This window comes from Ferrovum myxofaciens (genome assembly GCF_013181415.1).
Lineage (GTDB): Bacteria > Pseudomonadota > Gammaproteobacteria > Burkholderiales > Ferrovaceae > Ferrovum > Ferrovum myxofaciens.
Genome location: NZ_CP053676.1, coordinates 1931195 through 1955766, shown reverse-complemented (window position 1 = coordinate 1955766; position 24572 = coordinate 1931195). Strand labels below are relative to the sequence as shown.

Annotated in this window: 24 protein-coding genes and 1 tRNA gene; 3 read left to right on the top strand and 22 right to left on the bottom strand. The window is 55.5% G+C overall.

Translation table 11 applies throughout. The annotated features are described in order from the left end of the window. Positions 1–4: 4 nt before the first annotated feature. From HO274_RS09555 to HO274_RS09505, 11 genes are all read right to left on the bottom strand, one after another. A complete protein-coding gene (locus HO274_RS09555) occupies positions 5–487 on the bottom strand; it encodes a NuoB/complex I 20 kDa subunit family protein (RefSeq protein WP_031595505.1) in 483 nt (160 codons plus the stop codon). 38 nt (positions 488–525) lie between these two features. Continuing rightward, positions 526–882, bottom strand: coding sequence for an NADH-quinone oxidoreductase subunit A (locus HO274_RS09550; RefSeq protein ID WP_031595506.1), 357 nt, complete (start codon positions 880–882; stop codon positions 526–528). Positions 883–1074: 192 nt separating this feature from the next. Beyond that, positions 1075–1159 (bottom strand) — tRNA-Leu (locus tag HO274_RS09545). Between the two features lie 40 nt (positions 1160–1199). Then, positions 1200–1535 (bottom strand): preprotein translocase subunit SecG, encoded by a 336-nt coding sequence (gene secG, locus HO274_RS09540; RefSeq protein WP_031595508.1) that lies wholly within the window; start codon positions 1533–1535, stop codon positions 1200–1202. Continuing rightward, positions 1535–2308 (bottom strand): triose-phosphate isomerase, encoded by a 774-nt coding sequence (gene tpiA, locus HO274_RS09535; protein ID WP_031595509.1) that lies wholly within the window; start codon positions 2306–2308, stop codon positions 1535–1537. The genes secG and tpiA overlap by 1 nt, the downstream gene beginning before the upstream one ends. Positions 2309–2404: 96 nt before the next feature. Next, positions 2405–3199 (bottom strand): phosphate ABC transporter ATP-binding protein PstB, encoded by a 795-nt coding sequence (pstB, locus tag HO274_RS09530; protein ID WP_031595511.1) that lies wholly within the window; start codon positions 3197–3199, stop codon positions 2405–2407. An 11-nt stretch (positions 3200–3210) separates the two neighbouring features. After that, the gene (pstA, locus tag HO274_RS09525; RefSeq protein ID WP_062187236.1) at positions 3211–4071 is read right to left on the bottom strand and encodes a phosphate ABC transporter permease PstA; all 861 of its coding nucleotides are present in this window, start codon (positions 4069–4071) and stop codon (positions 3211–3213) included. 2 nt (positions 4072–4073) lie between these two features. Continuing rightward, positions 4074–5066, bottom strand: coding sequence for a phosphate ABC transporter permease subunit PstC (pstC, locus tag HO274_RS09520; protein WP_031595514.1), 993 nt, complete (start codon positions 5064–5066; stop codon positions 4074–4076). A gap of 128 nt (positions 5067–5194) precedes the next feature. Continuing rightward, positions 5195–6238 carry a phosphate ABC transporter substrate-binding protein PstS gene (gene pstS, locus HO274_RS09515; protein WP_031595516.1) on the bottom strand — a complete coding sequence of 348 codons (1044 nt, stop codon included), beginning with the start codon at positions 6236–6238 and terminating at the stop codon, positions 5195–5197. A gap of 90 nt (positions 6239–6328) precedes the next feature. Then, on the bottom strand, positions 6329–7804 hold the full coding sequence (gene ppx / locus HO274_RS09510) for an exopolyphosphatase (RefSeq protein WP_031595517.1): 1476 nt from the start codon (positions 7802–7804) through the stop codon (positions 6329–6331). 135 nt (positions 7805–7939) lie between these two features. Then, complete coding sequence (locus tag HO274_RS09505; RefSeq protein WP_031595520.1) at positions 7940–8716, bottom strand: GNAT family N-acetyltransferase; 777 nt, start codon at positions 8714–8716, stop codon at positions 7940–7942. Between the two features lie 176 nt (positions 8717–8892). Here HO274_RS09505 and ppk1 point away from each other — a divergent pair, with 176 nt between their 5' ends. Continuing rightward, positions 8893–10977, top strand: coding sequence for a polyphosphate kinase 1 (gene ppk1, locus HO274_RS09500; protein WP_031595521.1), 2085 nt, complete (start codon positions 8893–8895; stop codon positions 10975–10977). Further along, complete coding sequence (locus tag HO274_RS09495) at positions 10974–11438, top strand: SixA phosphatase family protein (RefSeq protein ID WP_031595523.1); 465 nt, start codon at positions 10974–10976, stop codon at positions 11436–11438. Before ppk1 ends, HO274_RS09495 begins: the two co-directional genes overlap by 4 nt. Here HO274_RS09495 and glmM read toward each other — a convergent pair. From glmM to HO274_RS09445, 10 genes are all read right to left on the bottom strand, one after another. Beyond that, positions 11435–12787: a phosphoglucosamine mutase gene (gene glmM / locus HO274_RS09490; protein ID WP_062187232.1), complete on the bottom strand. Its 1353-nt coding sequence runs from the start codon at positions 12785–12787 to the stop codon at positions 11435–11437. The genes HO274_RS09495 and glmM overlap by 4 nt on opposite strands. Next, the gene (gene folP, locus HO274_RS09485) at positions 12784–13572 is read right to left on the bottom strand and encodes a dihydropteroate synthase (protein ID WP_273144005.1); all 789 of its coding nucleotides are present in this window, start codon (positions 13570–13572) and stop codon (positions 12784–12786) included. Before folP ends, glmM begins: the two co-directional genes overlap by 4 nt. A 112-nt stretch (positions 13573–13684) precedes the next feature. Then, entirely contained in the window at positions 13685–15529 is a 1845-nt protein-coding gene (gene ftsH / locus HO274_RS09480) for an ATP-dependent zinc metalloprotease FtsH (protein ID WP_411463677.1), read from the bottom strand. A gap of 147 nt (positions 15530–15676) precedes the next feature. Further along, positions 15677–16309: an RlmE family RNA methyltransferase gene (locus tag HO274_RS09475; protein ID WP_031595530.1), complete on the bottom strand. Its 633-nt coding sequence runs from the start codon at positions 16307–16309 to the stop codon at positions 15677–15679. Beyond that, positions 16306–16749, bottom strand: a complete 444-nt coding sequence (locus HO274_RS09470; RefSeq protein ID WP_273119070.1) for a YhbY family RNA-binding protein — start codon at positions 16747–16749, stop codon at positions 16306–16308. Before HO274_RS09470 ends, HO274_RS09475 begins: the two co-directional genes overlap by 4 nt. Next, a complete protein-coding gene (greA, locus tag HO274_RS09465; RefSeq protein ID WP_031595532.1) occupies positions 16742–17218 on the bottom strand; it encodes a transcription elongation factor GreA in 477 nt (158 codons plus the stop codon). Before greA ends, HO274_RS09470 begins: the two co-directional genes overlap by 8 nt. A gap of 58 nt (positions 17219–17276) precedes the next feature. Continuing rightward, complete coding sequence (carB, locus tag HO274_RS09460) at positions 17277–20513, bottom strand: carbamoyl-phosphate synthase large subunit (RefSeq protein ID WP_031595533.1); 3237 nt, start codon at positions 20511–20513, stop codon at positions 17277–17279. A 3-nt stretch (positions 20514–20516) separates the two neighbouring features. After that, the gene (gene carA / locus HO274_RS09455; RefSeq protein WP_062187230.1) at positions 20517–21665 is read right to left on the bottom strand and encodes a glutamine-hydrolyzing carbamoyl-phosphate synthase small subunit; all 1149 of its coding nucleotides are present in this window, start codon (positions 21663–21665) and stop codon (positions 20517–20519) included. A gap of 165 nt (positions 21666–21830) precedes the next feature. Further along, on the bottom strand, positions 21831–22634 hold the full coding sequence (gene dapB, locus HO274_RS09450) for a 4-hydroxy-tetrahydrodipicolinate reductase (protein WP_062187228.1): 804 nt from the start codon (positions 22632–22634) through the stop codon (positions 21831–21833). Beyond that, complete coding sequence (locus HO274_RS09445; protein ID WP_160171511.1) at positions 22631–23203, bottom strand: outer membrane protein assembly factor BamE; 573 nt, start codon at positions 23201–23203, stop codon at positions 22631–22633. The genes dapB and HO274_RS09445 overlap by 4 nt, the downstream gene beginning before the upstream one ends. A gap of 55 nt (positions 23204–23258) precedes the next feature. Between HO274_RS09445 and fur the strand changes: the two genes are divergently transcribed. Next, entirely contained in the window at positions 23259–23699 is a 441-nt protein-coding gene (gene fur / locus HO274_RS09440) for a ferric iron uptake transcriptional regulator (RefSeq protein ID WP_062187226.1), read from the top strand. Here the strand turns inward: fur and sucD are convergent. Next, on the bottom strand, positions 23689–24570 hold the full coding sequence (sucD, locus tag HO274_RS09435) for a succinate--CoA ligase subunit alpha (RefSeq protein WP_031595538.1): 882 nt from the start codon (positions 24568–24570) through the stop codon (positions 23689–23691). The genes fur and sucD overlap by 11 nt on opposite strands. Between the last annotated feature and the right edge of the window lie 2 nt (positions 24571–24572).

Sequence of the window (24572 nt, the reverse complement as noted above, 5' to 3'; positions counted from 1 at the left end):
CTCATCAGGCCACCCGCGCAATGGTCTGAGTACGACGAATCTTTTGTTGCAACTGGATCAAACCAAACAACAGGGCTTCTGCCGTGGGAGGACAACCGGGCACATAGACATCCACCGGCACCACACGGTCACAGCCACGCACCACCGAATAGGAATAGTGATAATACCCCCCGCCATTGGCGCAGGACCCCATGGAAATAACCCAGCGGGGTTCAGCCATCTGGTCATATACCTTGCGCAGGGCAGGCGCCATTTTATTACAGAGCGTCCCGGCCACGATCATGAGATCGGACTGACGGGGACTGGGGCGGAAGACAATCCCAAAGCGATCCAGATCATAACGGGACGCGCCAGCGTGCATCATCTCTACCGCACAACAGGCCAACCCGAATGTCATGGGCCAAAGGGAACCCGTACGGGTCCAATTGATGACCGTATCCAGACTTGCGGTGACAAAACCTTCCTTGAGCACGCCTTCCAGTGCCATGTTCCCCTCCCTGATGGATCAACCCGGCAATCGTTGTTTCATTCCCATTCGAGTGCGCCCTTGAGCCACTCGTAGGCAAACCCCACCACCAATATCCCCAAAAATACCAGCATGGCCAGAAAACCAAACCCACCAATATCTTTCAGCACCACGGCCCAAGGGAAGAGGAAGGCAATTTCCAGATCAAATAAAATGAAGAGAATCGCCACGAGGTAATAGCGCACATCAAAACGCATCCGTGCATCTTCAAAGGCCTCGAAGCCACATTCGTAGGGGGAATTCTTTTCCGGATCGGGACGATGGGGCGCCAAGAACCAACCCAGAGCCGCAGGGACCACGCCCACGCCCACGCCCACCAGAATGAACAACAATACCGGTAAATAATGTTGTGACATCACATACTCGCAATGTTTCCTGCACCCCCTCATAGGGCGGGTGCGATTATTATCATTGAGCACTTCCCCATACTGCCGCCGGGTAAGCCCCGTCGAGTTCCAAACCGAAAACTCGACCTCCTTTGTGGGTCATTATGACACCATTACTTCCATTTGACAGAAACCTCTGCCAAACCGTTCACGATCATTCCATGGTGCCGATGAGCAGACTCGAACTGCTACGGCTTTCGCCACCGCCCCCTCAAGACGGCGTGTCTACCAATTTCACCACATCGGCTTAAAACTCATCCCCTTTGACCGGGGGGTACCAGTGTACCTTATTTTGGAATTTCGTTGGATTTTGTGGGAACCCCATTTGCTGGCGTCGAAACCACAGGAGCCTTGAGCGCATTGGCTCCACTCATCACGCTCGCCCCTTTGTTACCGTGCCCTGAATACCAGGTCAGAAGCATGCTGGTACAAAAGAACACTGCCGCCAGTACCGCGGTGCTGCGGCTCAGAAAATTCGATGCGCCCGAGGCACCGAACAATCCCCCCGCAGAACCACTCCCGAAGGCTGCGCCCATATCCGCGCCCTTACCATGCTGCATGAGAACCAATCCGATAATTCCAAGTGCGGCCCCCACATGTACGAACCAAACCACCGTTTCCATTACTCAGTCCTTTGACTTGCTTTCGCGGCTGCGCGCGCGATCGCCAAAAATTCCTGCGCCACCAGGGAAGCGCCCCCCACCAGTGCCCCATCCACATCAGGCAAGGCCATCAATTCTACCGCGTTGGCACCTTTGACGCTACCGCCATAGAGAATTTGGATGTTTTCAGCCAACCCCGGCGACACTTCGGCACACTGCTGGCGCAACCAGGCATGGACTTCCTGAACTTGCGCCGGGGTTGCACTTCGTCCTGTACCAATGGCCCAGACGGGTTCATAGGCCAGTACCGAACGGACCATGCCGGCTTCCCCCAACACGTCCAGAAGCACGCCCAATTGATGGCGCATCACTTGCGCCGTTTTTCCTGCCTCCCGTTGCTCCAGGGATTCTCCCAGGCAGAGGATGGGAATCAGATCCTGAGACAGTGCCTGTTGCGCCTTGGCCGCCACCTGAACATCGGTCTCACCATGGCGTTGACGCCGTTCCGAATGTCCTACCACCGTATACCGGCATCCGAATTCGCGCAACATGGAAGCCGCCACCTCTCCGGTAAAAGCACCGCGTTCCTGGTCGCTAACATCCTGCCCTCCCCAGGCACAGGCTGAATCACCCAACAACTGCTGCATCTGGGCCAGATAGGGAGCAGGGACCAAAACCACCAGTTCAACGGAGGGCTCCAAAGCCGGTTCTGCCAGCAGTGACCTTACCAATATCTCGTTTGCTACACGAGAACCGTGCATTTTCCAGTTGCCTGCAATAAGTTTTTTACGCATGAGCTGTTCCAAACCTTGCATGAAATAAATGTCTGGGCAGGATGATGCCTTGAAATGGCGTTCCTTGCAATGGTCTTGGCACCGCAAATCCGAAGATCAACCGAATTTCCCGGTAATATAATCTTCCGTCGCCTTCTGATTGGGTTTGGTAAAGATTTGATCCGTCTCATCGAACTCGATCAATTCCCCCAGGTACATATAGGCGGTATAGTCGGAAACTCGAGCGGCCTGCTGCATGTTGTGGGTAACCATGACCACAGTGTAATCGCTCTTCAGGTCATGCACCAGTTCCTCGATATGCGCCGTAGAAATAGGATCAAGCGCAGAGCAGGGCTCATCCAGCAGGATCACCTCGGGCTTGATGGCAATACAACGGGCAATACACAGACGCTGCTGCTGTCCCCCGGAAAGCCCATTACCACTCTGGCGCAGCTTATCTTTCACCTCGGGCCACAGCGCCGCCTTGCTCAGAGCCCATTCCACTCGCTCGTCCATTTCCACGGACGTCAACCTTTCATACAATCTCACACCAAAAGCAATGTTTTCATAAATCGACATGGGAAACGGCGTGGGTTTCTGAAAAACCATCCCCACACGCGCCCGCAATAAAGTGGGGTCTTCCCGATGGTCCAAAACATTCTTGCCATCCAGCAGAATTTGACCTGTAGTTCGATTGGCCGGATAAAGTTCATGCAGACGGTTGAAGGTCCGCAAGAGAGTGGACTTACCACATCCCGAAGGACCAATGAAGGCCGTCACCTTGTTGGTCTGTATATCCATGGTGACATTCTTCAACGCATGGAAGCGGCCGTAGTAAAAATTGAGATTACGAATGGCGATACGCACTTCAGGCGCGATGGAAGAAAGATTGAAAACCTCGGAATGTCTCATGAAACCCCTGCTCAAAAACTTTTTTGACGGAACAGCAAACGCGCCAGCACATTGATTGCCAACACACTGAAGGTCACCAGGATGGCCCCGCCCCAGGCCAGACGGTGCCAATCATCGTAGGGACTCATGGCAAACTGAAAGATCACCACCGGCAGATTGGCCATCGGCTCATTGATGTTCCAGGTGGTGAACTGATTGTTGAGCGCAGTGAACAAGAGAGGAGCCGTTTCACCGCTGATGCGCGCCACCGCCAGCAACACGCCCGTGGCGATGCCGCTTTTGGCAGACCGATAAGACACCATCACCACCATTTTCCAACGGGGTGCTCCCAGCGCAATGGCGGCTTCGCGCAGACTGTCCGGCACTAGGCGCAACATATCGTCGGTGGTTCGGACAACCACGGGAACCACGATCAAAGATAAAGACAGAGCGCCGGCAATCCCTGAAAAGTGGTGAGCATGGGCCACATACACGGTATAGATAAACAACCCCAGAACGATGGAGGGGGCGCTGAGCAGAATGTCATTGATGAAACGGGTCGTGGGAGCCAACCAGCCCCGTCGACCATATTCGGCCAGATAGGTCCCGGCCAGTACCCCTACCGGTGTTCCAATCAAAGTTGCCAAGCCGGACATCATGATGCTCCCCAAAATGGCATTGGCCAGCCCCCCTTCCCCTCCAGGAGAAGGCGTCGGATGGGTCAACAGTGACCAACTCAATGCTTCAAAACCATTGGACAACAAGGTCCAGAGAATCCAGGTCAACCAGAACAAACCAAAACCCATGCCAAACACCGACATGAACAGATGAAAACGATTGGCCATCTGACGGCGGCGGTAGATTCGACGGATTTCGGGCGTGGTGTAACGCATGGTCAGCTCCTCGTTCCTTCACGCTGCCCCATGCGCAACAACATCAATTTGGCCATAGCCAGCACGATGGTCGTAATGATGAAAAGCAGTAGTCCCAATTCAATCAACGCAGAGGTATAAAGGTCGCCCACCGCTTCGGCAAATTCATTGGCCAGGGACGAGGCAATACTGTTTCCCGGGGCCAGCAGCGACGGACTCAAATGCTGGGTATTGCCAATCACGAAGGTGACCGCCATGGTTTCTCCCAAAGCACGCCCCAGTCCCAGCATGATTCCCCCCACCACCCCGGCACGAGTATAGGGCAATACCACCCGCCAGACCACTTCCCAGGTGGTGGCTCCCAGCCCATAGGCCGATTCTTTAAGTACAACGGGAACCAGTTCAAAGACATCACGCATCACCGAGGAGATGAAGGGTATCACCATGATGGCCAGAATGATGCTGGCCGTCAGCAAACCGATTCCCAAGGGTGGGCCTTGAAAAAGTTGTCCGGCAAAGGGTATTTTGCCCAAAGTCTGGATCAAGAAGGGTTGCAGCGTCCGGGAAAAAATCGGGGCAAAGGAAAACAGTCCCCACATCCCGTAGATGATGCTGGGAATGGCAGCCAGCAATTCAATGGCCGTCCCGAGCGGGCGTTTAAGCCAGGGAGGAGACATTTCCGTAAGAAAGACGGCAATCCCGAAACTGATGGGAACCGCAATCAGCAAAGCCACAAAGGAACTGACCAGAGTTCCGTAAACGGGGATCAGGGCACCATACTTATCCTGCACGGGATCCCAGTCTTCGGACCACAGGAAAGAAAAACCAAAGGCTTTCAATGAAGGAGCGCTGGTTACCACCAACGAAGCCAGAATCGCCAGCAAAGTGAACAGCACCAACAATGCAAAGATGCGGGTCATCCACTCGAACAAGCGGTCGGCAAGATATCCGGAACCACGGGCCTGCCCTGCGGGCACAGGCGCGCGCTCAGCAGGTTGGGTCGGTATAGGGTTCATAAGGCGGCCATGGACACAATGTCAAGACAGGAACGGAGCGATTATACCCCAGTACCGAGGTTTTCCTATTATCGCGCAATCGGGGGAGAGAAGGACCCCTCCCCACACAGAAATTTCCTGCAGCCTCCTCAGTAGAGTGCCTTACCCGCACTATCCTTCAGTTCCATCTTCCACTGGGCTTCGATCAACCTGGCCACATCATCGGGCAATGGAACATAGTCCAGGGACAATGCGGCTTTTTGACCGTTCTTGTAGGCCCACTCGAAAAACCGCAAGGCGGTTTTGGCATGCTCCGGGTTTTCCTGCACTTTTTGCATCAGAACAAAGGTGGCGCCGGTAATGGGCCAACTGTTTTTTCCCGGTTCATCGGTCAGAACTTCGTAAAACCCGTTTTCCGGTTTCCAGTTTGCATTGCTGGCCGCAGCGCTGAATGTTTTGATATCCGGTTCCACAAACTGCCCTTCGTGGTTCTTCATCTGAACATGACTCATTTTGTTTTGCAGGGCATAGGCGTATTCCACGTAACCAATTCCCCCCGCCTGCTGACGCACATAGGAAGCCACCCCCTCATTTCCCTTGCCATTGATGCCTGTGGGCCATCTGACGGCCGTATCACTCCCGACCTTATTTTTCCACTCGGCACTGACCTTGGAGAGGTAATTCGTAAAGATGAAGGTGGTCCCGGAACCATCGGTCCGGGAAACCACGACGATGTCCCGTGCGGGCAGATTTAGTCCCTTGTTGAGCGCCTGAATGGCCGGATCATTCCAACGTTTGATCTTGCCCAGATAGATGTCGGCCAACACCGGTCCGTCGAGTTTCATTTGTCCGGGGGCAATTCCTTCCACATTGATTACAGGAACCACGCCACCTACCACGAGCGGCCACTGTACCAGTGAACTCCGGTTCAGTTCTTCCCGGGTCAGAGGTTTGTCCGTTGCCCCAAAATCCACCACTTTGGCTTTCACCTGCTTGATTCCTCCGCCTGAGCCAATAGATTGATAATTCAAACTATTTTGAGTGGCCACTCTGAATCCTTCAGCCCACTTGGCGCAAACTGGATAGACGAAAGTGGATCCCGCTCCGGTGATATCTGTTGCTTGGGCTTCCCAAGCCGACACCCATAAAACACTGGCTGCCACCCAAGAACGCAAGAGGAATCGAATCGTCATGAAAATCTCCGTAGAAAAAATTGCAAGGGTACGGGAACAGGGTAACTACCAAATATGACATATTGATTACAGCCCCGTGAATCTTCCGGGTCAAACCACCCTCAAGGAAATACCTTGAGCCTGCCACTGCTGACATTCTTTCTCCAAATTGGCGGCTGCCAAGGCATGGCTGGCCAACCAGACGGGATTGAGTTGCAAGCAAAACCCCTCCTCCCCCTCATCCGCCAGGCGAAAGCGCGGGGTTCGCCCCAGAGGTGCGCGGCCACGACAGAACAACACCGCCAGACGAAGACACAACACCAAGCGCCAACCTTCCCGATTGGTGATCCGTTCTGCCCCCTTGACCAGACGCCCCCGATGATTCTGGACCAATCCCCCCACGATAGCCTGCTCCATTTTAGAGAACCCAGGCATGTCCGCATGATCAACGATATAAGTTGAATGACGATGGTACCCCCCATGGGCGATGGAAAGCCCAATTTCATGCAACTGGGCAGCCCAACGCAGATAAGGGGAATAATGCACATATTGGGGGCGGGTGGTCACCTGACGGTAGAGAGTAAGCGCCAACTTTTCTACCCGCTCCGCCTGCATCGGATCCGCATGGTACCGCTGGACGAAATGGCGCACCGTCTCTTCCCGGACATCCCGATGTTTCAGGCGACCCAGCATCTCATACAAGACACCCTCGCGCAAACCACAGTCCGTGGTTTGCATCTGTTCGATCCCCAAGTGATCGAACACCGCACTCATGATGACCAGCCCCCCCGGCAACACCGGCACCCGCTCCATGCGTAATCCTATGGAAACCAGATGGTGCGGATCGCGGGCCTCCAATAACTTTTCTCGCAGAAAAGCCAGTCCGGCCCGGGTAATTCCTTGCCCCACAAAGCCGTTCAATTCCAGCAACTCAGCCAGGGCTCGAGCCGTCCCGGAAGAACCCACGGCCTCATCCCATTGCTCCCGCCCGAAGGTGGCAGAAAGCGCCTGCAATTCATTGGCCGCCGCTAAAGTGGCTGCCGTCCAGTGACGTTCTGTCACCTTGTTTTGGGAAAAAAACTGCTGTGTATAACTGACGCACCCCATATATAAACTTTCCAGGCGCTGCGGTTTGACCCCACGTCCAATGATGATTTCTGTAGACCCGCCGCCAATGTCCACCACCAACCGACGGCATCGACTGCGGGGAAGACTATGCGCCACCCCCACATAAATCAGACGAGCTTCTTCCTGACCTGCAATGATCTCAATGGGAACACCCAAGGCTTCCTGTGCCGCTTCCAGAAAGGTTTCCGCGTGTTGGGCAACGCGCAGGGTATTGGTCCCCACGACCCGGATGGCTTCCCGGGGAACTGCACGCAACCGCTCGCCAAAACGCCGCAAACAGGCCAAGGCCCGTTCCTGTGTCACCGCATCCAGCGTGTTGTCGGGCAATAATCCCGCCGCCAGTCGTACGGACTCCTTGAGCGCATCCAGCGTATAAGGTTGCCCCTGCACCACGCGTGCCACCTGCAGACGAAAACTATTCGAGCCCAAGTCTACTGCCGCGATGATTCCTTGGGGCATATCCCACAACCCTCACAAAAAACCCCACTCTACCAGATCATGCACGAATGAACTACTCGGGTCCGGAAATCCTTGCCTGGGGTAATAATGCCTGAGCGCATACCGGGCAACGTGCTTACACGGATAAATGAATCCTCAGAAGGAAGTTTTTCCCTCAGCCGAGGCCTTCATGAAGCGGCGGGAATAACGCTGATCCATGGCTGCCGTGGGCAACAAAAGCAGACAGTCCGCCGTGTTGAAATCCGCATCCCACGCCGGAGCTCCGCAAACATAGGCACCCACCCGCAGATAAGCCTTGATGAGCGGCGGGATCTCCACCACGCGCGTGCTGTCGAGCGCCGCCAGAGGCAATGCACAACGGGGGAAAACACGCCATTCTGCAGGAGCCCCATGAAAAAGTTCCAACTGGCGGTAGAGCGAGGCCGCCGTATGGCCCCCATCGATCATGGTCATGCTGGCACAGCCCATCAGATATTGCACTCGATGTGTCTGGATATATTCGGCCAGACCTGCCCACAACACTGCAATGGAAAGACCATTTCGATAATCCGGATGAACGCAGGCCCGTCCCACCTCCATGACATGAGGTAGCAGATGGGACAGGCGGGTCAAATCGAATTCCTCTTCCGCATAAAATCCTCCGGCCCACACCGCCTGCTGCGCGTTGAGTATCCGGTAGGTGCCCACCACTTCATGACTACGCGTATCGCGCAGAATCAGATGATCGCAGAGTTCATCGAATCGATCCTGATCCAGTCCTGCCTCGGGGGAATGCAAGTGCGCCCCCATCTCTTCATGAAAGACCTGCCAACGTAATTGCTGAGCCGCCCGCACATCCGCAGGAGAGCGGGCATATTGAAATATCAGACGTGGTTGACGAATATTCTGCAGACTTTGATCAAGTTGGGTCATGGATCTCTCCATCAGAACGAAGGTTTACCCACTTTGCCCTGGCCTTGTTACCCCGCCATGAACCTGCCATGAATTATTCGTGACGATGAATACAGGCCCGCATCATATTGGTTTTCCTGATACTCGTAGGGTGGTACACTGAAGGCGTTCCACGGTTCCCATTCTTGACTGACTTTATGAGCAATCCCGTTACACCAGCGTCCCGGTTTCTCAATCGTGAGTTAGGCCTGTTGGCATTCAATGGACGCGTCCTGAGCCTGGTGGAAGATGACGAGACCCCTCTCCTTGAGCAACTGCGCTATCTGTGCATCGTCAGCAGCAATCTGGATGAATTTTTTGAGATTCGGGTTGCCGGCCTGAAACAGCAGATTCGCGAAGGCATCACGAAAACCGGCCCGGATGGTCTGCCCCCCTTACGGGTTTACCGTCTGGTTTGCAACGTGGCACACGAACTCGTCGCCCATCAATATCATCTATTAAACGAGCGCGTCCTGCCACGTTTGGCAGAAGAGGGTATCTGCTTTCACCGTCGCAATCATTGGACCGAGGCCCAGCACGCTTGGGCACGCAACTATTATCTGCGCGAAATTAAACCGGTATTGACCCCCATTGGATTGGATACAGCCCATCCTTTTCCTCGGATCCTCAATAAAAGTCTCAATTTTGCCGTGGAACTTTCGGGCGTCGATGCTTTTGGCCGTCCCTGCACCCATGCCGTCGTACAAGCCCCCCGTTCCCTTCCTCGCTTCATACAACTGCCCGAAGAAATTTGTGGTTGCCCCTATGGGTTCATTTTTTTATCTTCGATCCTGCATGCCAACGTGGGCGATCTTTTTCATGGTCTGACTGTCGAAGGATGCTATCAATTTCGTTTGACCCGAAACAGCGAGTTACTTCTGGAAGATGAAGAAGTCAGTGATTTGCGTCTCGCCTTGCAAGGCGAATTGAGTCATCGCCAGTATGGCGATGAAGTACGCCTTGAAGTCCCGGAAAATTGTTCCGAAACCATGGCTCAATTCCTGCTTGATACTTTCGAGTTGGAAGAAACAGATCTGTACCGAGTGGACGGTCCCGTCAATCTCGTGCGCCTGATGCGGGTCGCCGACCTGGTTGACCGGCCGGATCTCAAGTTTCCCTCCTTTCAGCCCCAACTGCCCCGCGAACTGGATCAAACAGTTCCTCTCATTGAAACCTTGAAAAAACGCGATCTTCTCCTGCATCATCCCTTTCAGCCCTTCATGCCCGTCATTCAGTTTGTTCAACAAGCGGCGCGTGACCCTGCGGTACTGGCCATCAAACAGACGGTCTACCGTACCGGCACGGACTCCGAGTTGATCGAAGCCTTGATCGAGGCAGCCCACCAAGGCAAGGAAGTCACCGTGGTGGTGGAACTGTTGGCCCGCTTCGACGAAGAAGCCAACATCAACTGGGCAGAAAAGTTGGAAGCCGCCGGGGCCCATGTGGTCTATGGCGTTTTCGGGTACAAGACTCACGCTAAAATGTGTCTCATCATTCGGCGCGAGCAAGGCGAACTACGGCGTTATGTCCACCTGGGAACAGGCAACTATCATGCCCGAACCACGCGCACCTATACCGATTTCGGTTTGTTTACTGCCCATCCGGAAATCACCGCCGATGTCAGCGCCATCTTCATGCAAATTACGGGACTGGGCAAGCAAGAGCGATTACGCCATCTCTGGCAAGCCCCCTTCACCCTCCACTCAGGAACCCTGCAGGCCATTGCCCGTGAAATCCAGTTTGCTCGCAAGGGTGATAAAGCCCACATCATCGCAAAAATGAATGCACTGACCGAACCTCTTCTGATCGAAGCGCTCTATGAAGCCAGCCAGGCAGGGGTTCATATCGATCTGATCATCCGGGGGGTCTGCCTGCTCCGTCCCGGGGTCAAAGGCTTATCCGAACATATTCGGGTACGCTCCCTGATCGGTCGTTTTCTGGAACATCATCGGGTCATGTATTTCCGTCATGGAGGAAGCCACAATGTATTCATCGCCAGTGCAGACTGGATGGACCGTAATTTTTTTCGCCGCATCGAAGTCTGTATCCCCATTCTTGATCCACGCATCAAACGACGAATACTGAGCGAAGGGCTCCGTTCCTATCTGCGCGACAACCACGCAGCCTGGATCATGAACGGCGAGGGGCAATATGCGCGAACCCATCCACGGCGCGGCAGTTCGTGCTTCCGGGTGCATGACTTTCTCTTGCAGCATTTGAGCCAGAAATCTTCCTCCTCATGAGCCAATCCCACCTGATCCTATGGCGTCACGCCGAAGCCGAAGAAGGTTTTCCTGACCTTGCTCGTGCCCTGACTGAACGGGGCCACCAACAAGCTCGGCGAGTGGCCCGCTGGTTGAAGACCCATTTGCCTCATGAACCCCGCATTATGGTCAGCCCGGCACAGCGCACCCAGCAAACCGCCAGCGCCTTTTCCAGACACTTTGAAACGGTGACGCATCTGGGAACCCAGGCTCGTCCGCGCGACCTGTTGCAGGCCTGCGCCTGGCCTGCGCCTGCTGATCCCTACACCCTGCTGGTGGGCCACCAACCCACCCTGGGAGAAACCGCAGCCTGGCTACTCACGGGCGAAGTCGCCCCCTGGAGCGTACGCAAAGGCGCGCTCTGGTGGCTCACACAGCGCGAACGGAACGGACAAATCCAACTCATCCTCCATGCAGTGATCGACCCCGAACTGATTTAGGTTGCCAACTCGCGCACAGCGGCGGCGATGGTTTCTGCCCAACGCTCCACTTGGGTGGCATCTTCCCCCTCCACCATGACACGAATCAAGGGTTCCGTCCCTGAGGCACGCAAGAGTACCCGCCCGTGTCCGGCCATATCCTCCTCTGCTGCCGTCACTGCCTGCTGAACCTGTGCAGATGTTTTAAAATCCACCGACTGGACAGTACGCACATTGATCAGGCGTTGGGGGTAGAGTTCCACTTCGGCGGTATAACTGGCCAGGGTCACCCCTTGGCTGGTCAAGGCTGCCAGTACTTGAAGCGCCGAAATGATGCCATCTCCCGTGCTGTGCTTATCCCGACAGATCAGATGCCCCGAACTCTCTCCACCCCAAAGCCAACCCCGTTCCAACATCGTTTCCAGGACGTAGCGATCCCCCACTCTGGCCCGCACAAAGGGAATTCGTCGTCGCTCGAAGGCCTTTTCCACAGCCAGATTGGTCATCAAGGTCCCCACTGCTCCGCCGGCGAATCCCGGCAAAGATTGACGGTGTTTGACCACAGCATAAAGCAGTTGATCCCCGTCATAACTTTTCCCTGTCTCGTCCACCATGATGAGACGATCTCCATCGCCGTCCAGAGCGATCCCCATATCGGCCTGGTGGGTACGCACGGCCTCACGCAATGTGTCGACATGTGTCGCCCCACAGTGATCATTGATATTGACGCCATTGGGGGTATTGCCGATGGCAATGACTTCGGCGCCCAATTCGTGAAATACCAAAGGAGCGATATGATAGGTTGCCCCGTGCGCGCAATCCACCACCAGTTTCAGTCCCTTGAGGTCGAGACTGGAGGGGAACGTACTTTTGCAAAATTCGATATAACGCCCTGCGGCGTCATTCATGCGGCGGACATGCCCCAACTGGGCCGAGTCACGGCAAGACCAGGGTTGATTCAGTTGGGCTTCAATGTCCTGTTCCACGCTGTCGGGCAATTTCATCCCATCGGCAGAGAAGAATTTGATCCCGTTATCCTCGAAAGGGTTATGGGAAGCGCTGATCATCACCCCCGCCTGTAAACGCAAGGCCCGAACCAAATAGGCCACCGCCGGGGTTGGCATGGGCCCCAACAGAATGACGTCCACCCCTGCTGCAGAAAGTCCGGCCTCAAGGGCCGATTCGATCATGTAACCTGAAATGCGGGTGTCCTTGCCAATAATCACCACCGGACGATCCTCTTTGGCAGCCGCTCCCTGAGCCAGCACCGTGCCTGCGGCATACCCGAGATTCAGCATCATCACAGGGGTCATGGGCTCACTGCCCACCCGCCCACGAATTCCATCCGTTCCAAAATAACGACGACTCATTGCTCCTCCACTGTCAAGGTATTCATCCATAAATCCACGGCCTGACGGGTTGCAGCCACATCGTGGACACGCAGGATATGCGCCCCTGCCTGAATCGCCCAGCAAGCCGCAGCCAGACTGGCTCCCAGACGTTCGCGCGGGGAAATGCTGGGTTGGCCGACCAGCATGGATTTGCGGGACAGGCCCACCAATACCGGGTACCCCAGATCCACCAAAACCGGTAACTGCTGCAGCAAGGTCAGGTTGTGGGCACGGGTCTTGCCAAAACCAAACCCCGGATCGATCAGGATGCGTGCGCGCTCCACACCATACTGCTCCAATAAAGCAACCCGCTCCGCAAGAAAATGGCATACCTCAGTTACCACCCCCAGAGGATAATGGGGCAACTGCTGCATGGTCAAGGGGTGTCCTTGCATGTGCATCAGACAAATGCCCACTTCATGCTCGAGCACACAGTCAAGGGCTCCGGGGGCCTGCAGAGCTTCGATATCATTGATCAGGGTGGCTCCTGCACGAATGGCTGCCTGCATGACTTGGGGATGACGGGTATCGATGGAGACGGGCACCTTCAACGTATCCACCAATCCTTCAATGACCGGAATCACACGCCGCAACTCCTCGGCCAACTCCACTTCAGGGGCTCCGGGACGGGTGGATTCCCCCCCTACATCGATCAGGTCAGCCCCTTGTGCCACCAAGGCTTGTCCACAGGTTATGGCGGCCAGCGCATCGCGATGCATCCCCCCATCAGAGAATGAGTCGGGAGTAACGTTGAGAATCCCCATGATACGAGGTTGCGCCAAGGACAAAACAAACTCCCCGCAGTGTACTGCGGGGAGTGATTTGGGTGATCCACCCGGCGCGCCGGGAATCCACACTGACAAAACCCCTCTGGACTCAGACGCCCTGAGCCGGTTGAGCCGTGGAGGCGGGTGCCGGGGGCGGCGAAGCGCTGGGAGGTGGCGCCTTGGGCGTTACTGGCGCAGGCGGTTTGGGTGGACGGGGCGGACGTCCGGACATGATGTCCTCGATTTGTTCCGCATCGATGGTTTCCCATTCCAGCAAGGCATGGGTCATTGCCTCGATTTCAGTGCGATGAGTTTCGATGATGCCCCGCGCCAAGACGTACTGTTCGTCAATGATGCGGCGAATTTCCATATCCACTTTCTGCATCGTGGCTTCCGACACATTCTTATGGGTGGCAATGGTCCGCCCAAGAAAAACTTCTCCTTCGTTTTCTCCATAAACCATAGGCCCCATGGAAGTCGACATCCCCCATTGGGTCACCATGCGACGCGCCATATCGGTGGCGCGTTCGAAGTCATTGCTGGCTCCCGTGGTCATCTGATTCATGAACACTTCCTCCGCAATACGCCCCCCAAACAATACGGCAATATTTTGCAGGATCTGGTCGCGGTTCATGCTATAGCGATCTTCCGTGGGTAACTGCATGGTTACCCCCAGTGCACGCCCACGGGGAATGATGGTCACTTTGTGAACCGGATCGGTCAGTTTCAGCATGCGGGCCACTACGGCATGCCCGGACTCATGGTAAGCCGTATTGCGCCGTTCCTGCTCAGGCATGACGAGAGAACGTCGTTCCGCGCCCATGATGATCTTGTCCTTGGCCCGTTCGAAATCATCCATGTCCACCAGGCGCTTATTGGATCGTGCGGCAAAGAGTGCTGATTCATTCACCAAGTTGGCCAGATCCGCCCCTGAAAATCCGGGCGTGCCCCGTGCAATGATATCGGCCCGCACATCGGGTGCGATAGGGACCTTGCGCATGTGTACCAGCAAGATCTGTTCACGCCCACGAATGTCTGGCAAGGGTACTACGACCTGGCGGTCAAAACGTCCTGGCCGCAACAGTGCAGGATCAAGGACATCAGGCCGGTTGGTGGCGGCAATGACGATGACGCCCACTGTCGCTTCAAAACCATCCATTTCCACCAGCATCTGGTTGAGGGTCTGTTCCCGCTCGTCATTGCCTCCACCCAGACCGGCGCCCCGTTGGCGGCCTACGGCATCGATTTCATCGATGAAGATGATGCACGGGGCATTTTTCTTGGCTTGTTCAAACATGTCGCGCACACGGGCTGCCCCCACCCCGACAAACATTTCCACAAAATCCGAACCGGAAATGCTGAAGAAAGGAACCTTGGCCTCCCCTGCAATCGCCCGGGCCAGCAGGGTTTTCCCCGTTCCGGGATTGCCTACCATGAGCACGCCGCGCGGAATCCGTCCTCCCAATTTCTGGAATTTTCCGGGGTCACGCAAAAATTCCACCAACTCGCTCACTTCTTCTTTGGCTTCATCCACCCCAGCCACATCCGCGAAAGTCACAGGGTTGGTATTTTCATCCAGCATACGCGCACGACTCTTGCCGAAGGAAAAAGCCCCTCCCCGACCACCTCCCTGCATCTGACGCATGAAAAATATCCAGACCGCCACCAACAACAACATGGGAAACCAGGACATGAGCATGTTCATGAAAAAGGAAGGCTCTTCTTCGGGCTTTGCCGACACATTCACGCCATACTTGAGCAAATCACTGACCAGCCATGGATCCGAGGGCGTGTAAGTGGTAAAAGGTTTGCCATCGGAGCGTTCGCCACGCAACGCCCGACCATCGATGATCACCTTGGTGACATGTCCGGCTTTCATCTCTTCGATAAAAGAGGAATAACTCAGGACATCGCCCGACGGTTGATGGTTCTGGAATTGACTGACCAGCAACATCAACACCAATCCTACGAAAAGCCATGCCAAGACATTTTTAACGATGCTATTCAAGACTCTTTCCTCCAAGTCGATCCGACCAACTCCCCCAGACTCCGAAGGATCATTGTACGCTCAAGCGCGTCCACCTGTTCAAAATTCACCAACTCACCCCTTGTGTTTCGGTTTCAACCCCTGACCCAACAAGTACACTTCCGAACTTCGGTCTCGGGATGCAGCAGGTTTTCGCGTCACCACCCGGACAAAGCATTGTTTCATGCGTCGCACGAAGGATTCAAAATCTGCTCCATGAAAAACCTTGATCAGAAACCCACCCTCAGGCCCCAGCGCTTCAAGCGAAAACTCCAGAGCCATTTCCCACAACTCGGCTGCACGGGCCTGATCATACAAGGTGACACCACTGATATTGGGGGCAAGATCCGATAATACAAGGTCCACCGACCGGTTTCCCAACAGAACTCTCACCTGCTCCTGCACCGCGGGGGCTAAGAAATCCCCCTGCAGAAAATTGACGCCCTCCAGCGCTTCCATGGGCAGCACATCGACCCCGATGACCTTGCCGTGCACTCCCATGCGCTGACGGGCCACCTGTGACCACCCTCCGGGACTGGCCCCCAAATCTACCACCGATATCCCTGGACGCAACAGGTGGTCCCGGTCATCGATTTCCAATAACTTGTAAGAAGCCCGTGACCGATATCCTTCCCGTTTTGCTCGTTGGACGAAGGGATCGTTGATATGTTCCCGTATCCAGGCCTTGCTGGTCCGGGTAGGTTTCATCGGGGACGATAAAGAACCAGAATCTTGCCGATTTGTTGAACGGATGCGGCTGAAAGACGCTGGGTAAGAATATTTGCCAGAGCGCTGCGCGCCTCTACTGTGTCGACTCCGCTGGCTTTGACCTTGATCAGACCATGGGCGCGAAGAGCCCGTTCTATTTCCAGGAGAAGCGCCTCTGTCATACCGGATTGCCCCATCAGCACCACAGGATTGAGGCGATGAGCTTCCTGACGCAAGCGCACCCGTTCAGCCACCGTCAACTCCAATGTCGCCCCCATCTCAGGCAACTTCAAGGGCGGCACAACGACAGGAACCACTTTTTTAGCAGCGACTTTTTTGGCGGAAATCTTCCTGACCCCGCTCTTTCCTTTGGAAATTCCAGGCCGTTCCGCGCGCCACGCAGACCCGGGAGGGGATAAGGACCTGCGGCGCTCAACCATAACGTACTTTCCTGATTTCGTATTCACGCATTCCCCCTGGCGCATGTACCTCAGCCACATCTCCCGCCGATTTTCCGATCAGGGCGCGAGCCAGCGGAGAACCAATGGATATCTTGCCCTCCTTGATGTCCGCCTCGTCATCCCCCACGATCTGATAAGTGTGGACGTCGCCGGTGTTCAAATCTTCCATTTCCACCGTGGCCGCAAAGACACACCGCCCGTCCGCATCCAACGCAGCCGGATCGATGATTTGGGCATGGGATAATTTGGATTCCAATTCCGCAATCCGTCCTTCGATAAAGGATTGACGTTCTTTGGCTGCATCGTATTCGGCATTCTCCGACAGATCTCCCTGAGCGCGCGCCTCACTGATGGCCTGGATCACTGCCGGACGTTGCACATGCTTCAACTGGTGCAATTCTTCCTTGAGTTTTTCGGCACCCCGTACCGTCAATGGTGTCTTGTTCATGCTTCTCCTTCCTCGCTACCCAATTACGTGTTATATGGCCTGAGCCCCTCTTGAGGGGTCAGATTTTCAACTCTCGGTGCAATGCCTGTAATTCATAGACATCGCTGGACTGTCCAAGACGCATCCCCATACAGGCTGCCCGTGCCCCGGCAACCGTAGTGTAATAGGTGATACGTCCCTGCAACGCAGCATTGCGAATCGACCAGGAATCCTGTACGGCCCTGGAAAGTTCTTCTACCGTATTGATGATCAATGAAATTTCTCGATTCTTGATCATATCCACGATATGCGGACGCCCTTCCATAACCTTGTTGACCAGTACCACCTCGAGACCGGCAGCACTGAGTGCTGCCGCCGTTCCACGGGTGGCCACCAGCGCAAAACCCAATTCTACCAATTGGCGTGCAATCTCCACCAAGGGCGCTTTGTCCGCATTTTTGACACTCAGAAAAACCTTGCCTCCTGTGGGCAACTTGACTCCTGCCGCCCATTGGGACTTGACGAAGGCCTCGGCAAAGGTCGCCCCAACCCCCATGACTTCCCCCGTGGATTTCATTTCCGGTCCGAGTATGGGATCCACTCCAGGAAATTTGGTAAAGGGGAACACCGCCTCTTTGACCGAATAGTAGCCTGGAATCAACTCGCCGGTAATTCCCTGTTCGGCCAGACTTTGTCCCACCATGCAGCGCGCCGCAATTTTAGCCAGAGGACGACTGGTCGCCTTGGCCACATAAGGAACAGTACGCGAAGCGCGGGGATTGACCTCGAGAACATAAACGGTATCTCCCTGAAGCGCAAACTGCACGTTCATCAACCCCACCACCCCCAATGCATGGGCCATGGCCTTGGTCTGGCGCCGAAGTTCATCCTGGATGGCAGGGGTCAGACTATAAGGCGGAATGGAACAGGCCGAATCTCCCGAATGAACGCCCGCTTGCTCAATGTGCTCCATGATGGCACCAATCACCACCTCCTGTCCATCACAGACTGCATCCACATCCACTTCGATGGCATCGTTCAAAAAACGGTCAAGCAAAATGGGGGAATGCGGTGAAATCGCCACACCATGCATTCCTTCCCCATCCGTAATGACCTCACGCAGATATTTTTCGAGATCTGCCGGGGTATGGACGATCTGCATGGCACGCCCCCCCAACACGTAACTGGGTCGAACCACCAAGGGGTATCCCAACGTCTGCGCTGCCTTCAAGACTTCGTCCCGATGGCCTGCGGTTCGGTTATCCGGTTGACGCAAATCCAACTCATGCAAGAGTTGCTGAAAACGTTGGCGGTCTTCAGCGCGATCGATGCTGTCCGGAGTTGTCCCGATGATGGGGACCCCGGCGGCTTCCAGCCCACGGGCTAATTTGAGGGGAGTCTGACCACCGAATTGGACAATGACACCCGCGGGTTTCTCCAGCGCCACGATCTCGAGGACATCTTCCAGTGTCAGTGATTCGAAATACAGACGATCCGAACTGTCGTAGTCTGTGGAAACCGTCTCTGGATTGCAATTGACCATGAGTGTTTCGTACCCATCCTCACGCAAAGCCAGGGCCGCATGAACACAACAATAATCAAATTCGATCCCCTGGCCAATGCGGTTCGGTCCCCCGCCCAGCACCATGATCTTGCGTCGATCCGTGGGATGCGCTTCACACTCTTCTTCATAAGTGGAATAGAGGTAAGCGGTTTGCGTGGAAAACTCTGCCGCACAGGTATCCACCCGCTTGAATACAGGGCGAACATTCAGGGCATGCCGCATGGCGCGCACCGCTTGTTCCGTGCTTCCCATCAGGTAAGCCAAGCGCCGGTCAGAGAATCCCTTGCCTTTCAGTTCGCGCCAACGCGCTGCGCTCAACGTCGCAAGTTCCAACCCGCGTACCCGCTGTTCTTCGAACACCAGATCCTCGATTTCCGCCAGAAACCAGGGGTCCACATGGGATAAACGGTAGATTTCATCCCGCTCCAGCCCGATGCGAAAGGCATCTGCCAGATACCACAGGCGATGGGGACCGGGATTGGCCAACTCGGCTTCGATGGTGGTGCGCTCGGTGGTCATTTCATTCAACCCATCGGCGCCAGTTTCCAATCCACGCAGGGCCTTCTGCAGGGACTCCTGGAAACTGCGCCCGATGGCCATGACCTCTCCCACCGATTTCATCTGAGTGGTCAAGCGATCATTGGCTTGCGGAAATTTTTCAAAAGCAAAGCGTGGCACCTTGGTCACCACGTAGTCAATGGTGGGTTCGAAAGAAGCAGGCGTTATCCCGCCGGTGATCTCGTTGCTCAACTCATCGAGGGTAAATCCCACCGCCAGTTTGGCCGCCACCTTGGCGATGGGAAACCCCGTCGCCTTGGAGGCCAGAGCCGAAGAACGGGAAACGCGCGGATTCATTTCAATGACGATCATTCGTCCATCTCTGGGGTTGATGGCAAACTGGACGTTGGAGCCCCCGGTTTCCACACCAATCTCACGCAATACTGCCAGGGAAGCATTGCGCATCACCTGATATTCTTTGTCCGTCAAGGTCTGGGCAGGTGCTACCGTAATGGAATCTCCGGTATGCACCCCCATGGCATCGAGATTTTCGATGGAGCAAATGATGATACAGTTGTCGTTGCGGTCCCGCACCACTTCCATCTCATACTCTTTCCAACCGATCACCGATTCTTCCACCAATAACTCACGGGTCGGTGACGCCTCCAGACCACGCTCGCAAATGGTCATGAATTCTTCCTGGTTATAGGCAATCCCTCCCCCGCTTCCCCCCATGGTAAAGGAGGGACGGATAATGGCCGGAAAGCCGATTTGGGCCTGCACCTGTTGGGCTTCTTCGAGACTATGGGCCACCGCAGAACGGGGGGTGGACAAACCGATGCGCGTCATGGCCGCCTTGAATTTTTCGCGATCCTCGGCCATATCGATGGCTTCCTTGCGCGCCCCGATCATTTCAACGTCATACCGTTCCAGCACCCCCTCCCGCGCCAGATCAAGCGCGCAATTAAGTGCCGTCTGGCCTCCCATGGTTGGCAGAAGAGCGTCTGGACGCTCCCGTTCAATGATGCGCTCCAGAGTCTTCCAGTTGATGGGTTCAATATAGGTGGCGTCAGCCATCTCCGGATCCGTCATGATGGTCGCCGGATTGGAATTAACCAGAATGACACGATACCCCTCTTCGCGCAGCGCCTTGCACGCTTGTGCCCCGGAATAATCGAATTCACAGGCCTGGCCAATGACGATGGGGCCTGCCCCAATGATCAGAATGGACTTGAGATCGGTTCTCTTGGGCATAGGTCAGATTCCAGATTCTTGCATGAGCGCTATAAAACGGTCGAAGAGAGGGGCCGCATCATGGGGGCCCGGACAGGCTTCAGGATGACCTTGAAAACTGAAGGCCGGAACATCTGTCCGGGCAAGCCCCTGCACACTCCCATCAAACAGGGAAACATGGGTAACCGTAAGATGAGCAGGTAAATCTTGAGTATCCACCGCAAATCCATGGTTCTGACTGGTGATCAATACCCGTCCGGTTTGCTGATCGAGAACGGGATGATTGGCTCCATGGTGTCCGAATTTCATCTTCAGGGTACGCCCCCCCGAAGCCAAGGCAAGCAATTGATGGCCAAGACAAATACCAAAAACAGGAACCCGTGCCGCCAGAAGTTCGCGAACGGCCTGAATGGCATAGGTGCACGCTTCGGGATCACCGGGCCCATTGGACAGAAAAACGCCATCCGGGCGCAGGGACAACACGTCCTGAGCCGGTGTCGTAGCGGGAACCACCTGAACGGCGCATCCCCGCTCCACCAACATGCGCAGAATGTTGCGCTTGATTCCAAAATCATAGGCGATGACCCGGAAGCGCGCCTCAGGCCGAGTGGTTATCCCACTCAGGTGCCACACCCCCTCCGTCCAGGGATACGGTCGGGTACAACTGACCACCTTGGCCAGATCCATGCCGTTCAGCCCCGGAAAAGTACGGGCCACTTCCAAAGCAGCGGGAATATTTTCTTCTCCCGCCCAGATACAGCCGTTTTGCGCACCCTTTTCGCGCAGCAAGCGTGTCAGACGTCGGGTATCCACCCCTGCCATGGCAATCATACCCCGCGCCTTGAGGTATTCAGGCAACCCTCCCTGCGCACGCCAACTGGATAACTGACGGGGGATTTCACGGACAATCAGACCTGCCGCAAACAACTCGGCGGACTCTTCATCTTCCTGATTCACTCCCACGTTACCGATGTGGGGATAGGTCAAGGTCACAATTTGGCGGCAATAGGAAGGATCCGTCAGAATTTCCTGGTATCCGGTCATGGCCGTATTGAATACCACCTCCCCCCCCCGATACCCTTCGACTCCAATGGAATAGCCCTTGAAAATGCTGCCGTCGGCCAGCACAAGAAAGGCAGGCACCCGAGAGGACGAGGGCAGTTCTACAGCCATAACTAACTCCTGAAGGGGGTGATGTGAAAAAACGGGAAAGACGCATTGACGCGCACCTTTCCCGTTTCCGATTATTGGAATACTAGCGCAAAATACGCCAAAAAGCAACTCCGGGGCCCGGAAGAACCCCGAAAAACAAATAAATAGACCAGTTATTTCAACTAATTACAACCCAAGTACAGAACGCATATCATAAAATCCCGCAGGCTGATCCACCACAAAACGGGCAGCCCGCACTGCACCTTGGGCAAAGGTGGCTCGATTGCTGGCACGATGGGTAATTTCCAGGCGCTCGCCTTCGCCCATGAAAGATACCGTATGATCGCCCACCACATCCCCGCCCCGTACTGTGGCAAAGCCAATGGTGCGAGAAGGACGCGGGCCCGTGGTCCCCTGGCGCCCATACACCGCCACCTCCGGCAAGTTCCAACCGCGCGCCTTGGCCACCACCTCGCCCATGCGCAATGCCGTCCCGGAGGGAGCATCCACTTTATGACGATGATGGGCTTCCGTAATTTCCAGATCATAATCAGCCGGCAACCACTGGGTGGCTCGCTCCAGCAACGCCAGTGCCACGGTTACCCCCACGCTCATGTTGGGGGCGCACACAATGGGGATCTCCTGACTGGCCTCCTGAATCTGCGCTTTTTCAGCCGCACTGAAACCGGTGGTCCCAATCACCATACCCCGCCTGTGCTGTACACAGGCGGCCAAGTGATCAAGGGTAGCCTGGGGACGGGTAAAATCGATCAGCACCGCACATCGTTCCAACCCCGCCTGAACATCAGAGGTAATCGCGATGCCCAGGGGGGCGCCCAGCCAATCTCCGGGATCACGGCCGATGAAGGGACTGTCTGCTTGCTCCAGTGCCAAGCCCAGACGCAAATCCGGAGCCATCGCAATGGCTTCCACCAACGCTCGCCCCATACGCCCACCACTGCCCGCGATGCCCAAAACGAGCGCGCTCATTCTCCGGTCTTCCCGGCATCAATCATACCCCCCTTGGTCACTCCGGTGGCCGGTCCGGCACTTCCGTCAGGATTCGGCGGGGTAACTTCCTGCGTCACCGGAGCGGAGCCCGCAGGGGGAACCGCAGGTGTCTCACTGGTCGCCGCAGGGGCCACAGGGGCCTCACCGGTCACAGGAACCGCCTGGGGAGTGCCCGATGTCACCGCCCCACCGATCGGATAATCCGTGACATAGCGAACCATTTTGTCGTCGTTGAAATAAACCGTCAAATCATGGGGATGACTCAATCGCCCATCCTCTCGCACAAAATAGACATAATCCCAGCGATCCTTGTGAAAAGGATCTTTGAGCAATGGCGTCCCCAAAGTATAAGCCACCTGTGGACGGGTCATTCCTTCCTTCAGACGCGCCACCATGTCAGAGTCGATGATCACGCCCTGCTGGATATCCAGCGTATAGGGCCTGAGGTAAGAGGCACCAGGAATCGAATACCACGACCAGTTGGAACATCCCGTGAGAAACAGGCCTGCACAAGTCAGCATGCCCATCGTTACCGTACGCTTTATCATCCCTTTCACCCGAATGCTTTTATAATGAACCAATTCTACCCCCCTGCGAGGCAACATGAGCGCCCCCCAAGATCTCAAGGACATCGGACTGAAAGCCACCCTTCCCCGTCTCAGGGTATTGGCCCTGTTCGAAACCAGCGCCACCCGTCATCTGGGCGCGGAAGAAGTCTACCGCCGGCTTCAGCAGGAAGGCATGGATATCGGTCTGGCCACCGTCTACCGGGTGCTGACCCAGTTTGAACAAGCCGGCTTGCTGGTCCGTCATCATTTTGAAAGTGGCAAGGCCGTATTTGAACTTAACCAAGGAACCCACCATGACCATCTGGTCTGTCTGCAATGTGGCCATGTGGAGGAGTTTTTTGACGCCGAGATCGAAAATCGCCAAGCCCAGATTGCACAACAACGGGGTTTCTCGATTCAGGACCATTCTCTCCAGATCTACGCCAACTGTCAGCGCGCCTCCTGCCCCCACCGAATGCCAAAGACTACCCCCTGAGCAGAGCTTGCAAGGTCCGCCCCATTTCGGCGGGATTGCGCGTAATCTTGATCCCACATTCTTCCATCGTGGCCAACTTCTCCTGAGCCGTTCCCTGCCCCCCTGAAATGATGGCTCCCGCATGCCCCATCCTTTTACCGGGCGGTGCCGTCATACCGGCAATGAACCCCACCACGGGTTTGGTCATGTGTTCCTTGATCCAGCGTGCACAGATTTCCTCATCCGACCCGCCAATTTCTCCCACCATGATAACCGCCTCTGTGGCAGGATCGTCATTGAACCGCTGCATCACTTCCAGATGTTTCATGCCGTTGACCGGATCGCCGCCAATTCCCACGCAACTGGACTGACCCAGCCCCAGTTCACGCAGTTGCCCCACGGCTTCATAGGTCAGCGTTCCAGAACGAGAGACCACCCCAATGGGACCGGGCTGATGAATGTGTCCAGGCATGATGCCGATCTTGAGTTGTCCTGGGGTGATCACACCCGGACAGTTTGGGCCCACCAGAAGGGTTGATTTACCACGCATACGATAACGGGTCTGGATCATATCCCGCACCGGAATCCCTTCCGTAATACAGATCACCAACTCGATCCCCGCTTCCACGGCTTCATCAATGGCCGCCGCCGCATAGGGAGGAGGAACATAGATCACCGAAGCATTGGCGCCAGTTTCCCGACGCGCTTCGGCTACCGAATCAAAAATCGGAACCCCTTCGAAATTCTGTCCGCCCTTGCCCGGGGTTACCCCACCGACAAAACATTCGTTGCCAAAGGCATACTCACGACACAGACGAGTGTGAAACATGCCCGTCTTGCCGGTAATTCCTTGAGTCAGTACCCGAGTATTCCTGTCAATCAAAATGGCCATGC

Excerpts from the sequence above, each read along its gene's own strand:
- HO274_RS09555 (WP_031595505.1), bottom strand. The coding sequence starts at position 487 with ATGGCACTGGAAGGCGTGCTCAAGGAAGGTTTTGTCACCGCAAGTCTG.
- tpiA (WP_031595509.1), bottom strand. The coding sequence starts at position 2,308 with ATGCGTAAAAAACTTATTGCAGGCAACTGGAAAATGCACGGTTCTCGT.
- glmM (WP_062187232.1), bottom strand. The coding sequence starts at position 12,787 with ATGAGTCGTCGTTATTTTGGAACGGATGGAATTCGTGGGCGGGTGGGC.
- HO274_RS09475 (WP_031595530.1), bottom strand. The coding sequence starts at position 16,309 with ATGAAACCTACCCGGACCAGCAAGGCCTGGATACGGGAACATATCAAC.
- pstA (WP_062187236.1), bottom strand. The coding sequence starts at position 4,071 with ATGCGTTACACCACGCCCGAAATCCGTCGAATCTACCGCCGCCGTCAG.
- HO274_RS09505 (WP_031595520.1), bottom strand. The coding sequence starts at position 8,716 with ATGACCCAACTTGATCAAAGTCTGCAGAATATTCGTCAACCACGTCTG.
- HO274_RS09550 (WP_031595506.1), bottom strand. The coding sequence starts at position 882 with ATGTCACAACATTATTTACCGGTATTGTTGTTCATTCTGGTGGGCGTG.
- HO274_RS09495 (WP_031595523.1), top strand. The coding sequence starts at position 10,974 with ATGAGCCAATCCCACCTGATCCTATGGCGTCACGCCGAAGCCGAAGAA.
- ppk1 (WP_031595521.1), top strand. The coding sequence starts at position 8,893 with ATGAGCAATCCCGTTACACCAGCGTCCCGGTTTCTCAATCGTGAGTTA.
- ppx (WP_031595517.1), bottom strand. The coding sequence starts at position 7,804 with ATGCCCCAAGGAATCATCGCGGCAGTAGACTTGGGCTCGAATAGTTTT.
- folP (WP_273144005.1), bottom strand. The coding sequence starts at position 13,572 with ATGGGGATTCTCAACGTTACTCCCGACTCATTCTCTGATGGGGGGATG.
- carA (WP_062187230.1), bottom strand. The coding sequence starts at position 21,665 with ATGGCTGTAGAACTGCCCTCGTCCTCTCGGGTGCCTGCCTTTCTTGTG.
- secG (WP_031595508.1), bottom strand. The coding sequence starts at position 1,535 with ATGGAAACGGTGGTTTGGTTCGTACATGTGGGGGCCGCACTTGGAATT.
- dapB (WP_062187228.1), bottom strand. The coding sequence starts at position 22,634 with ATGAGCGCGCTCGTTTTGGGCATCGCGGGCAGTGGTGGGCGTATGGGG.
- fur (WP_062187226.1), top strand. The coding sequence starts at position 23,259 with ATGAGCGCCCCCCAAGATCTCAAGGACATCGGACTGAAAGCCACCCTT.
- HO274_RS09445 (WP_160171511.1), bottom strand. The coding sequence starts at position 23,203 with ATGATAAAGCGTACGGTAACGATGGGCATGCTGACTTGTGCAGGCCTG.
- HO274_RS09470 (WP_273119070.1), bottom strand. The coding sequence starts at position 16,749 with ATGGTTGAGCGCCGCAGGTCCTTATCCCCTCCCGGGTCTGCGTGGCGC.
- greA (WP_031595532.1), bottom strand. The coding sequence starts at position 17,218 with ATGAACAAGACACCATTGACGGTACGGGGTGCCGAAAAACTCAAGGAA.
- pstC (WP_031595514.1), bottom strand. The coding sequence starts at position 5,066 with ATGAACCCTATACCGACCCAACCTGCTGAGCGCGCGCCTGTGCCCGCA.
- pstS (WP_031595516.1), bottom strand. The coding sequence starts at position 6,238 with ATGACGATTCGATTCCTCTTGCGTTCTTGGGTGGCAGCCAGTGTTTTA.
- carB (WP_031595533.1), bottom strand. The coding sequence starts at position 20,513 with ATGCCCAAGAGAACCGATCTCAAGTCCATTCTGATCATTGGGGCAGGC.
- pstB (WP_031595511.1), bottom strand. The coding sequence starts at position 3,199 with ATGAGACATTCCGAGGTTTTCAATCTTTCTTCCATCGCGCCTGAAGTG.
- ftsH (WP_411463677.1), bottom strand. The coding sequence starts at position 15,529 with ATGTTGCTGGTCAGTCAATTCCAGAACCATCAACCGTCGGGCGATGTC.
- sucD (WP_031595538.1), bottom strand. The coding sequence starts at position 24,570 with ATGGCCATTTTGATTGACAGGAATACTCGGGTACTGACTCAAGGAATT.